General features: G+C 37.2%; 14 protein-coding genes. 12 read left to right on the top strand and 2 right to left on the bottom strand.

All coding sequences use genetic code 11. From position 1 onward, the window contains the following. The first annotated feature begins 106 nt into the window (after positions 1-106). Positions 107-817, top strand: a complete 711-nt coding sequence (locus EQG61_RS04495; RefSeq protein WP_129460716.1) for a DUF4197 domain-containing protein — start codon at positions 107-109, stop codon at positions 815-817. 173 nt (positions 818-990) lie between these two features. On the opposite strand, the gene pyrF is transcribed toward EQG61_RS04495, so the two are convergent. Further along, positions 991-1803 (bottom strand): orotidine-5'-phosphate decarboxylase, encoded by an 813-nt coding sequence (gene pyrF / locus EQG61_RS04490; protein ID WP_129460715.1) that lies wholly within the window; start codon positions 1801-1803, stop codon positions 991-993. Positions 1804-2181: 378 nt separating this feature from the next. Between pyrF and EQG61_RS04485 the strand changes: the two genes are divergently transcribed. The 8 genes from EQG61_RS04485 to EQG61_RS04455 all read left to right on the top strand — a co-directional run bounded on the left by EQG61_RS04485 (position 2182) and on the right by EQG61_RS04455 (position 7438). Beyond that, a complete protein-coding gene (locus EQG61_RS04485; protein WP_129460714.1) occupies positions 2182-2751 on the top strand; it encodes a hypothetical protein in 570 nt (189 codons plus the stop codon). Positions 2752-2959: 208 nt separating this feature from the next. After that, complete coding sequence (locus EQG61_RS04480) at positions 2960-3517, top strand: helix-turn-helix domain-containing protein (protein WP_129460713.1); 558 nt, start codon at positions 2960-2962, stop codon at positions 3515-3517. Positions 3518-3522: 5 nt separating this feature from the next. Next, positions 3523-3972 (top strand): response regulator, encoded by a 450-nt coding sequence (locus EQG61_RS04475; RefSeq protein WP_129460712.1) that lies wholly within the window; start codon positions 3523-3525, stop codon positions 3970-3972. A gap of 7 nt (positions 3973-3979) precedes the next feature. Next, complete coding sequence (locus tag EQG61_RS04470) at positions 3980-5758, top strand: CHASE3 domain-containing protein (RefSeq protein WP_129460711.1); 1779 nt, start codon at positions 3980-3982, stop codon at positions 5756-5758. Between the two features lie 102 nt (positions 5759-5860). Then, on the top strand, positions 5861-6274 hold the full coding sequence (locus tag EQG61_RS04465; RefSeq protein ID WP_129460710.1) for a hypothetical protein: 414 nt from the start codon (positions 5861-5863) through the stop codon (positions 6272-6274). Between the two features lie 92 nt (positions 6275-6366). Continuing rightward, a complete protein-coding gene (locus EQG61_RS04460) occupies positions 6367-7011 on the top strand; it encodes a porin family protein (protein WP_129460709.1) in 645 nt (214 codons plus the stop codon). Positions 7012-7015: 4 nt separating this feature from the next. Next, positions 7016-7177: a DUF5670 family protein gene (locus tag EQG61_RS13745; protein ID WP_164974886.1), complete on the top strand. Its 162-nt coding sequence runs from the start codon at positions 7016-7018 to the stop codon at positions 7175-7177. Positions 7178-7195: 18 nt separating this feature from the next. Further along, a complete protein-coding gene (locus tag EQG61_RS04455; protein ID WP_129460708.1) occupies positions 7196-7438 on the top strand; it encodes a YtxH domain-containing protein in 243 nt (80 codons plus the stop codon). Between the two features lie 101 nt (positions 7439-7539). On the opposite strand, the gene prfA is transcribed toward EQG61_RS04455, so the two are convergent. Beyond that, positions 7540-8613: a peptide chain release factor 1 gene (gene prfA, locus EQG61_RS04450; protein ID WP_129460707.1), complete on the bottom strand. Its 1074-nt coding sequence runs from the start codon at positions 8611-8613 to the stop codon at positions 7540-7542. Between the two features lie 197 nt (positions 8614-8810). Here prfA and EQG61_RS04445 point away from each other — a divergent pair, with 197 nt between their 5' ends. From EQG61_RS04445 to EQG61_RS04435, 3 genes are all read left to right on the top strand, one after another. After that, on the top strand, positions 8811-9203 hold the full coding sequence (locus EQG61_RS04445; RefSeq protein ID WP_129460706.1) for a DUF6265 family protein: 393 nt from the start codon (positions 8811-8813) through the stop codon (positions 9201-9203). Next, positions 9200-9715: a DUF6265 family protein gene (locus EQG61_RS04440; RefSeq protein WP_129460705.1), complete on the top strand. Its 516-nt coding sequence runs from the start codon at positions 9200-9202 to the stop codon at positions 9713-9715. Before EQG61_RS04445 ends, EQG61_RS04440 begins: the two co-directional genes overlap by 4 nt. 155 nt (positions 9716-9870) lie before the next feature. After that, positions 9871-12015: a TonB-dependent siderophore receptor gene (locus tag EQG61_RS04435; protein ID WP_129460704.1), complete on the top strand. Its 2145-nt coding sequence runs from the start codon at positions 9871-9873 to the stop codon at positions 12013-12015. Positions 12016-12043 lie beyond the last annotated feature (28 nt).

Genomic DNA, 12043 nt, shown 5'->3' with positions numbered 1-12043 from the left:
TGAGTGCGCAATTTACGAATATTATAAATTTTTACCGCATGGTGTTAATTGAATTAATATTAACATTTAAGGCATTATTTTTGAAGTTATTCACAAAAAGAAAACCATGAAACGTATACTCTTACTCGCAACGGCTGTTTACACCTTAAGTTCCTGTGCCGAAATGCAACAAATAGCCAACAGTTTACCCCAAGTCGCCAATCAAAATCAGTTGGATATTGCCGGCGGTTTGAAAGAAGCTTTAAATAATGGAATTTCCAAACAAGTAGTGAAATTAACTGCTTTGGACGGGTTCTATAAAAATGAGATGGTTAAAATTCTAATGCCCGAAGAATTGCAGAAAGTGGACCAAACGCTGCGTAAGGTCGGACTCTCCAGTCTCGCTGATGATGGGATTAAAATGTTGAATCGTGCGGCTGAAGATGCGGTTAAAGAAGCGACCCCAATATTTGTGGATGCGGTAAAAAAAATGACCATTACCGATGCTAAAAACATTTTAATGGGCAACGAAAGTGCGGCAACCACCTATTTGCAATCCTCAACTTCAACGGCTTTGTATGCCAAATTCAATCCCGTAATTAAAACTTCGTTTGCAAAAGTTGGTGCGGATAAAATTTGGACCCAAATCATTACCAAATACAACAGCTTGCCTTTGGTCAAAAAGGTGAATCCTGATTTAACCGATTACACCACCAACAAAGCCATGGACGGTGTATTCAAAATGATTGCTGTGGAAGAAAAAAACATTCGCACCAATTTGGGTTCGCGCACCTCAACCCTACTCCAACAAGTGTTTGCATTGCAAGATCGTCGCTAACTGTTAAAATTGATTTAAATTTTTAAAAATCAATAACATAGAAATAACAATCTATTAACAAAGACCTACCGATTTATGTCGGATATTTGTATCGAAATAATGATTTATTATTTTGTTTGGTTTAGGTTAGTTAGAAAAAAAAGCCGGTAGTCTTTATGATCACCGGCCTTTTTTTATGCTAATAATTTTGCCATTTCTTGTTGTAATTTGAGTGCCTCTTCCCGCGCCTTTTCGGCAAAATCCAATCCCGATGCGGCATATATAATACCGCGTGATGAATTCACTAATAAACCAACTGAATCATTTTTACCGTAGTGCCAAACTTCTTCCAAGCTTCCGCCTTGCGCGCCCACACCGGGCACTAACAAAAATGAATCGGGAATTATTTGGCGAATTTCTGCTAGATACTCAGCTTTGGTAGCACCAACCACATACATCAGTTGTTGGCTGTTTTTCCAACCTTTCGAAGTTGCGATTACCTTTTTATATAATTCTTGATTGTCGCAAGTCAGTGTTTGGAAATCAAAAGCCCCTTCATTGGAAGTTAGTGCCAATAAAATGGTATGCTTTCCTTCGAACTCCAAAAACGGCTCTACCGAATCTTTTCCCATATAGGGCGCAACGGTCACCGAATCAAAAGCCATATCTTCAAAAAAAGCTTTGGCATAGCGTCCCGAAGTATTTCCGATATCCCCGCGTTTGGCATCGGCAATGGTAAATTGTTCAGGATAGTTTTGATTCAAATAGTCGATAGTTCTTTGAAGGGCCATCCAACCTTTTACCCCATAGGCTTCATAAAAGGCCGTATTGGGTTTATACGACACACATAAATCGTGTGTGGCATCAATAATCGCTTTATTAAATTCGAAAATAGGATCTTCGGAAGCTAATAAATGGGGCGGAATTTTTTCCAAATCGACATCCAAACCAATGCATAAGAACGATTTTTTGGTTTGAATTTGCTGAATTAATTGTGTTGTGGTCATGAAGTTGTGTTGGAATTACAAAGGTACTTCTTCCCTTTAAACTCGCAAACATTTCATGAACTTGTAACTGATAATGGTGTAAAAAAGAGGGGAAATAGTGTAAAACAGTTGTTGAATCTGAGTGCTAACTTTGAATAATAACTTTAAAAAAAATAGTTTATGAACATCGCAACCGCAATTCAGCATCAATGGAAAGCGGCAAGGCTTATTGTCGTGAATACATTTTTTAACAAAATTACTCAAAACGCTACACACAGTAATTATCTGGAATGCTTTATCCTAGCGTTTGTTTTAGAAGTTCGATGGTTACTCATTACTCAAAATCGTTGAACAAAGTCCGAACAGAAGCACCTAATTATAACTAAAAAAAGAAAAGTCATGAAAAAGTTAATCATCGCAATGGTTTTTGGAATGAGTATTTCAACCGTTGCAACCGCGCAAAATCCTAAATACAACAACATGTTTAAAATAGGTATTAACGGAGGGGTAGCTGTTCCTTCTGAAAATGTTTCATCAGAAATTGGATTTGATATTGGTTATCAGCGGTTAATAAAACCTGGAATTGGAATTGGTTTTACTACAGGTTACAATCAGTATTACGGGCAAAATAACAAGGGGGTTCAAAATAAAGATTTTGGAGTGATTCCGCTTGCAGGCCAATTTCGCTATTACCCAAAACAACAAGGGTTTTATATTGGAACTGACTTAGGTTATGGATTCATCACCGGTGATGGTAATGTAGCTGAAAATTCGAATGTAGCGTTACCTGACGGTGGACTGTATATTAAACCTGAAATTGGATACCATAATATCCACTGGAATTTTGCTTTACAATATGCGAAAGTGTTTACAGGAAGTGCTGGAGAAATTGGAAATCAAAAATTTGAAACTGGAATACTTGGCCTAGGTTTATCCTATAATTTGCCACTTGGTAAAAGCGTGGATTGATGAAATGTAAATCGTGTAACATTTCGTAGAAATCATATAACAGTAGGCTGTTATTATATTCGCAACTTTGTAATGTAGAAACAAACAGTTTTCACATAGATAAAAAATTTGGTTGATAATGGTTGGTAGCCGGGTATTGAAATCGTTCTTACCCGGCTTCTTTTTTAGAACCCTTTTTTAAATTTGTATCTTTACCTAAATTAGTGCTATGAAACTCTATGTAAAATTTGATTTTACCACCATTTGTCGTAAAGTCCTCGAGGAACAATTGCAGCATTTCAATCATAAATTTCGTATTCCCGCCTTTGGGGAAGTGGAATTTCTGGAGCCATTACAACCCCAGGAAATGGAAGAGTTAACTGCGGCACTTCAAGGCTACGGCATTGAAGTAATTGAAAACCAAAAAACGGCTTTGGTCCAAAAAATCAAAGATACCATTACAGAAATGGTTTTCGGTGAAGAAGCACCCACAGTAAAAGCATCAGTATATTTAGCAGAAAAACTGAATCACAGTTATGGCTATTTGTCGAATGTATTTTCTGAAGTCACCTATACTTCTATTGAAAATTATATTATTATTCAAAAAATTGAATTGGCGAAACAATTGATTGTTAATGCCAAAATGAGTTTGACCGAAATCGCCTTCCAACTCAACTATTCGAGTGTAGCGCATTTAAGTACACAATTTAAAAACACGACGGGTATAACCCCTTCGCAATTTCAGCGAATCATTGCTAAACGACGCGACCTTTCCAACCAAAAATAAACCCTATGCTACAAAAAGAATACATCCATATAGCCTTAGCAGACGATGATGAAGATGATCGTTTGTTTTTCACAGACGCCTTTAGCGAACTCAAGATGAAAACCAAAGTGGACACCTTTAAAGATGGCCATGAATTAATGCTCTATCTAAATCAAGAGGATGCCATTTTACCTCAAGTTTTGTTTTTGGATTTAAACATGCCCCGGAAAAACGGCATGGAATGTTTGCAAGAAATCAAAGCCAACCCCCGATTTGATAGCATGGCCATTGCCATCTATTCGACATCTTCATCGGAGGAGCATATTGAGGAAACATTTGTTTTGGGAGCCAATATTTACATCAAAAAACCGAGTGATTTCAATGCATTGAAAAAGGTACTTTCGGATGTAGTTACCTTGAATTGGCAATACCATACTTCGGGATTGAATAAAGATAATTTCTTATTGCGCATGTAATTTTGCTATGATTTTCAAAAAACGATTTTATAATTCGCCTCTCTTTCTGGTCATCACTTTTGTGGTGTCTGTAGCCATGATGTTTTTTATCTCTGGCATCACGTTTAAACACATCAGTTCGCTCAATAAAACCCGTGAGGCTGTTTTGCATTCCTATGAAGTTACTCTTGAAATTGAAAAACTATTTACTAGTGTCAAAGATTTGGAGATTGAGCGTCGGAATTTCCTCTTGACAGGTGATAACAATTTGGTAGAGAAATTAAATAAATCCAAATTGGGCATCGTAAAATCGATCAATTCAATTAATGATTTAGTAGTTGATAATAAAATTCAAACAGACCACATCGTTAAAATTCGACACCTCTGTACTTCAAAATTTGCCATTGTCAACAAAGCGATTATTGATGTTGAGAAATTCAAAAAAGACAGGGAATTACTTCGAAACAACTTATTACAAGGAAAACTAATCATGGATTCCATTCAAATTCATGTGGACCAAATGATTGCCTTAGAAGATCAATTATTGAAAAAACGCCATGAGGCCGATCAAGAAATTCAAAGCTACACCCCACTTTTTATTTACCTAACTCTTTTAGTCACCCTCACCTTAATTGTATTATCGTTTATCGGATTTATCAAAAGTTACCAATCCCTAAAATCCACGCACGAACAATTATTGCTTTCCAACGAATCCAATCGTTTGGGCGAATTTATTGGGAATTATGGAAATTGGAGTTGCAATTTGGATAAAAATGAATGGTATTTTTCGGCCAATCTCTATACCATTTTGGGGGTTGACCCTAATTTTGTCAAACCCAATTTTGAAAATTTATTGCATTATATTCATCCCGATGACAAAGAACGGGTAAAAGAAGTGGTGGCTGAATACCAAAACAAAACCTCCATTCCCGACATTACCTACCGCATTGTTACACCGGATCGAACAGTCAAGCATGTTCGTTCCGCAGGAAAAATGATTACAACTGAAACCGGTAGTCGGTTGATTGTGGGTTCGACAATTGACGTCACCCAAGACCATTTGAAAAACGACGAACTCGAACAGCAAAATCGTGAATTGGAAAATAGTAACCGGGAACTTTCTGCTTTTAACTATGTGGCCAGCCATGATTTGCAAGAACCTTTACGCAAAATCCAAACGTTCATCTCGCGTTTGGAAGACAAAGAAAAAGATGAATTATCCGAAAACGGATTGCAATATTTGGATCGAATAAAAGTGGCAGCGGGTCGCATGCGGGCTTTAATTGACGACTTACTCCAATTTTCTAGAGCTAATAAATCGGAACAGGTATTTGAGTTGACCGACCTCAATGTTCTTATGGAAAATGCATTATCCGAACTCAACCAAGCTGTTGAAGAAAAACAGGCGACACTAGATATCACGCCACTTCCGAAGCTTTCTGTAATTCCGTTTCAAATCCAACAATTGTTTATCAATATCATTGGGAATTCGTTGAAATATGCCAAAACGGATACGCCGCCTGTAATTACTATTACTTCTGAAATTGTAAAAAAACTCAATCCCGTTAAAAACACCACAGAAACGTTTCATCGTTTGGTTTTTAAGGACAACGGAATTGGGTTCGAACCCGAATTCAATACTAAAGTCTTCGAACTCTTCAACCGATTACATAGTAGAGAAGAATACAGTGGTACCGGAATTGGTTTGGCCATTTGTAAAAAAATAGTTGAAAATCACAAAGGCTCTATCCAAGCACACGGGATATTGAATGAAGGAGTCGAAATCGAAATTTTACTGCCTGTATAATGGCTACATGAAAATTCTATAACAGTTTCCAAAATAGCTGTAACAACCTTGGCGCTCGCCTATCCGACCTTTGTAAGGTAATTAACACTAATCAAAATTGCTATGAAAAAGTTAATCACCTTCGGATGTCTTTTGGGAAGTTTATTTTTTGCCCAAGCACAAGATTTGGAAGCAGGACTTACGTCTACTGTTTCATTGAATACCTCCGCAACTGCGGTTGAAACCACCACTTCAACACCTGAAAAGAAAGTAAACGAAATGGGATTTCGGTATTACTATTACCCCAACATGAGTGCTTATTTTGATACGGTTGATGAAGAATACATTTTTTATTGGAACAAACAATGGATGCGCTGTAAAGAATTACCCGAGTTTATTGGTGGATATTCCATGTATAAAATGGCTAAGGTTCGTGTAGAAACGTATTGTGATGAACATCCTGAGGAAATGATTCGCCAACACCAAAAGCAATTCCCCTATGTTGCCAAAGGACGGTTTCCCTACAAAACCGAATAATCCTAAAATTTTGTAACAGGTTCTGAAAATCCTGTAACCCTTTTTACCCCACCCTTTCCCAACTTTGTACTATAAACTTAACACACTTTGCTATGAAAAAAATAATGTTTACCACAGCTATTGTCATGATAGCGTTTAGTTTTCAAGCCAACGCTCAGGAAACTACTTCTAAGGCCGAAACAAAAATTGGTGTACGCGGCGGATTAAGTTTCTCCAATTTGTACACGAAGGATGTCGATGATAAAAATATGCTTACGGGACTTACCGCTGGTATTTTTATTGAAGCGCCCATTTCAAATAATGTAGCATTTCAACCCGAATTCAACTTCACCATGAAAGGAGCCGAATTGCAATACAACAATGTATTCGCACAAGGAAAAACAAAATTTGGCTTGAGTTATTTGGAAGTTCCTGTGTTGATTAAAGCCAATATATTACCGATTTTAAATGTACATTTCGGACCTTATTTTGCCTATTTGGTTGATGCGCGTATTACCAATGAAGATCCAAATGGTAATATAAATTTTGAACAAACCTACAATGAAGATGACTTTAATCGATTGGATTATGGTTTATCAGGTGGTGTGGGATTAGATTTCGGACCATTGGGCGTGGGTGCTCGCTATAATTATGGATTGCGTACCATTGGAAAAGAACAAACATTGGGTGGAGTGACGTACACCTTTCCCGATGGTAAAAACAGTAATTTCAATTTGTATATGACATTAAAATTTTAAGTATATGACCGTCATGAATAACTTATTATACATTATTGCCTTGTTTTTAATTCTCATGTGGGCCATAGGTTACTTGGTCTTGGACATAGATAGCACCATTCACTTTGTTTTGGTCTTGGCGGTAATGGTAATTATTGTTAAAATCATCAACGGTAAAAAAATATAAACCTTTAAATCGGACGTTATGAAAATGAAAAATGTAGGAATGGCGTTAGGCGGATTGATCGCCGGCTCCGTAGTAGGTGCATTAATTGCTCCTGAAAAAGGAAAAAACACACGTAATAAAATTGCCGAAAAAGGCAAAAAGTTATTGACTTCTGCTCAAAATGGGATTGCGCAAATTACCACTTTTGGCAATGCTCCTCAAGAAAATGAGGAATTTGACCATCTGGATAATTTACGCAGCATTAACAAGCATTTAATGTAAAATTCTTAGTAGTCGCTATAAATTCTGATGCAACCCGGTCGTTGAATGGCCGGGTTATTTTTATGTATAAAAAAACCCGAACTGCTGTTCGGGTTAGTATTTTAAAAAACTTCGCTTTCTTTTAATTTTTCGGTATTGGCCACCAACTGAAGTTCGTCAATGAACTTTTGAATATTGCCATTCAATACCCCATCCATATCAAAAACATCCATCCCAATACGGTGATCGGTTACACGTCCTTGTGGAAAATTATAGGTTCGGATTTTTGCAGAACGGTCACCTGAACTTACTTGAGAATTTCGCTTCTTCGCATCTTCCTCTTGTTTTTTGGCTAATTCCATTTCATACAAACGCGAACGCAATACCGTTAAGGCTTTGTCTTTATTTTTATGTTGCGACTTTTCATCTTGACATTGAGCCACCAATCCGGTTGGAATGTGGGTCATACGTACGGCCGACTTAGTCGTATTTACCGACTGACCTCCAGGACCCGAAGAACAGAAAAAGTCAATTCGCACATCATTCATGTCGATTTGCACATCAAACTCCTCAGCTTCAGGCAACACCATTACGGTAGCCGCTGACGTATGCACGCGACCTTGGGTTTCCGTTTTCGGTACGCGCTGTACACGATGAACACCGGCTTCAAATTTTAGCGTACCATATACATCTTCACCAGAAACTTCAAAAATAACTTCTTTAAATCCTCCCGAAGTTCCCTCATTGAAATCTACGGTAGACGTACGCCATCCTTTATTTTCACAGAATTTCGTATACATTCGGTACAAATCTCCAGCAAACAAAGAAGCTTCATCACCTCCCGTTCCAGCACGAATTTCGACCATCACGTTTTTCGCATCTTCAGGATCTTTGGGAATCAACATAAATTTGATTTCTTCTTCCAATTGTGGCAAACGTTCTTTGGCTTCTTCCAATTGCATTTTGGCCATTTCGACCATTTCTGCATCGGAACCATCGGCTAAAATTTCATTGGCTTCATTGAGGTTATCGGTTAAACGAACGTACTCGTCACGTTTTTCCACCAATGCCTTCAGGTTTTTGTACTCCTGATTTAGCTGCACATACCGTTTTTGATCGGCGATAACATCCGGCTGAATAATCAAGTCGGACACCTCGTCAAATCGTTGTTTTACATATTGTAAACGCTCTAACATAGTTTGATACTCCTTTTTTTGGACTGCAAAAATACAATAAAATGTGATTTTTCTAGTATTTATTTTAGTGCATTCCCTACGACCATCCTTCCCTTTTCGTTTAAAATTTGTAGTATTGTAAAAAAAATATGTGTCGTTTTCTAGTTATACTCATAATTGCACTGGCCATTTCAAGTTGTTCCCAAAAGGAACCGAACATGGCATGGTTGGAAGGCTCATGGAGGAATACGACGAAATCCATGGATTTTCACGAAAACTGGAAGCGACTTGATGACCAACATTTATCGGCTGAAAGTTATGTTTTGATTAAAAACGATACGGTTTTTTATGAGCGAATCATATTAACAAAAACGGCCAAAGGTTGGGATTACACCGTTTCAGTTCGCGATCAAAACAAAGAATTACCCGTTACATTTGCTTCTACGCTCTTGAGCGATGACTTGCTGGTTTTTGAAAATGCAAAACATGATTTTCCAAATCGAATTGAATACAAAAAAATCACCGAAGACAGTCTTATAGCCACTATCTTTGGAACACAAAAAGGAAAACCGGTTTCTGAAGTTTTCCCCATGAAAAAAATGCAACCATGAAAAAAATAATTTTATCGATACTTGCACTTGGCTTTATCGCTATTTCTTGTAAAAAATACGACGCTTTTGGTAACGAAATTCGATTTGAAGAATTGAACAAAGCGGCTTTTTTAGAAGGCAATTGGGAAGTTCAAGATTCGTTGGGTGTACTCCAATTACAATGGAAAACGGAGAATGACAGTACGTTTTCAGGAACTTCTTATTTTATTCAAGGAGAGAAAAAAGATACTTTGCATCGCGAAACTATTGAATTACAACAACGCGACGAACATTTGTTTTTTACCTCTACAGTTCAAGGAGAAAAAGGAGATACGCCCATTACTTTTCAATTGACCAAAGATGCAGACAGTTTGGCTGTGTTCGAAAATCCTAAAAATGATTATCCCTCCAAAATTGAATTCCGACTTCAAAAAGACGGCAAAATCAAACAGACGGAAAGTGGAATGGTTCTAAAAAAACCAAAAGCACAGCAGTACCTTTGGACGAAATCCAATCCAAAATCAGAAAATTAAAATGAAAAGGCTCCATATTGAGAGCCTTTTTTATTCCATAACACCTTCATATACATTATTTTAAAAATATTATTTAAATTTAGTCTAAATAAATTTTGATAATTCGAAGCCGCCTTTTACTTTTGCTTCATTATTTTAATTTATTCTAAATAAAAATGAAAAAGTATATTTTACCGCTACTAACTGTATTGACCTACACCGCGGCTATGGGTCAGGAGCAGCAAAAAGACACCATGAAAACATTGGATGAAGTTGTTGTCAATAATAAATACAAGTACAAAAGAGAAAAGAGTACAACTGTAGCTAAAATGCCTTTACGGAACATTGAAAACCCACAAGTCTACAGTACGGTTACCGCTGAATTGATGAAAGAACAGGTGGTTACTAATTTTAATGATGCCCTTAAAAATGCAACTGGAGTGACCCGATTATGGGAATCTACGGGTAGAGGTGGCGATGGAGCTGAATTCTATTCTATTCGTGGTTTTTCCGTCCAACCCACCATGATCAATGGCCTACCCGGTATCAATAATGGTGTGGTGGACCCCATCAACATTGATAATATTGAAGTGATCAAGGGACCGTCAGGAACCCTTTTTGGAAGTTCATTCATTTCTTATGGTGGATTGATCAATATCGTCACTAAAAAACCGTTTGAAAAATTAGGGGGAGAAATTGGATATACTTCAGGGACCTATGGTATGGATCGTGTAACACTTGATATCAATTCGCCCGTAAAAAATGGATTAGCAGTACGTATCAATGCAGCCTACACCAATGAAAATTCGTTTCAAGACGCAGGATTCAATAAAAGTTTATTTTTTGCTCCATCATTAAGTTATAAAATCAATGATAAATTAACCATTTTAGTCAACACAGAATTTACTCAAAAAAAAGGTGCTTATGCCCCGATGATTTTCTTAAACCGCTATACCCCACTTTCATTCAATAGTATTGATGTTTTCGAAAAAAATTATAGAAAATCAAATACTTCAAATGAATTGACGATGTCCAACCCGACATTCAATATGCAAACCCAATTGTTCTACAAATTAAATAACAACTGGACTTCACAAACAGCCTTGTCTCGAAGTAATACAAAAACTGATGGTTACTATTCTTATCTATGGGATAGTGGAAATGGTAATGAATTTACACGATTTATTTCTAAAAGAAACGGTTCGACAAATGTAACCGACATTCAACAAAATTTTATGGGTGATTTTAAAATGGGTACAATTCGCAACCGAATGGTTATCGGATTGGATTATGCCCGTCAAGATATTCTAAACAGTAGTTCGGGATGGAGAGCCAACGGAATTGTGTCATTGCAAAACCAAACTGATTCTGGTGATTTAACTCAAGCCGGTACCGATGCCCTATTAGTGGGCTCTTTTGAAGGAGCCTCTACTGCCACTCAACAAATTCTGAGTGCGTATGTTTCTGATGTGATTAATTTTACGCCTAAACTTTCGGTTATGGCAAGCTTACGGATTGACAATTTCAGCGGATTAACTAGCTATTACAGCACCGAAAAAATTAAAGATCAAACGACACTTTCCCCAAAATTTGGTGCTGTTTATCAATTAATTGAAAACAAAGTTTCGGTTTTCGGTAACTATATGAATGGATTTGCCTATGTTGATCCTCGACAAGTTGCAGATGCTGATGGTTCGAATTCACGCCTACAGGCATTTGACCCAGAACATGCCAATCAATATGAGTTTGGACTAAAAACGAACTTGTATAAAGATATCCTTTCTGCCTCTTTGAGCTATTATAATATTAAAGTTAACAACCGCGTAATGGGTGACCCCAACAATATTAATGGCGCGATTCAAGGTGGCGAAATGGTAAGTAAAGGATTGGATTTTAGTGTGACATTAAACCCAATCAAAGGCTTAAACATCATCACAGGGTATAGCTATAATGATGCTGAAATCACTAAGGACAATCCAGGCGATGGGTATTTGGGTTTACGTCCAGAAGAATCAGGACCGCAAAATTTAGCGAATTTATGGGCTTCGTATACTTTCAATCAAGGAAAACTTAAAGGGTTTGGACTCGGATTTGGTGGGAATTACGCCAGTGAATACAAGACCTTAAATCGAGCCAATATTGGGACTTTCACATTACCCGAGTATACTATTTTAAATTCCAGCATCTCCTACAATACGGGTGCTTTCAATCTTATAGTTAAAGTGAACAACTTAACCAATGAAAAATATTTTTCGGGTTGGTCTACCGTAACGCCACAACGCATGCGTAGTCTCAATGCCGGTATCACGTATAAATTCTAATTCAGGTTTATTTTGTTTTGTTTATTCA

The sequence above is a fragment of the Flavobacterium stagni genome (genome assembly GCF_004122105.1).
GTDB lineage: Bacteria > Bacteroidota > Bacteroidia > Flavobacteriales > Flavobacteriaceae > Flavobacterium > Flavobacterium stagni.
The sequence above is the reverse complement of the archived record's forward strand: the minus strand, read 5'-3'. Positions and strand labels throughout refer to the sequence as shown.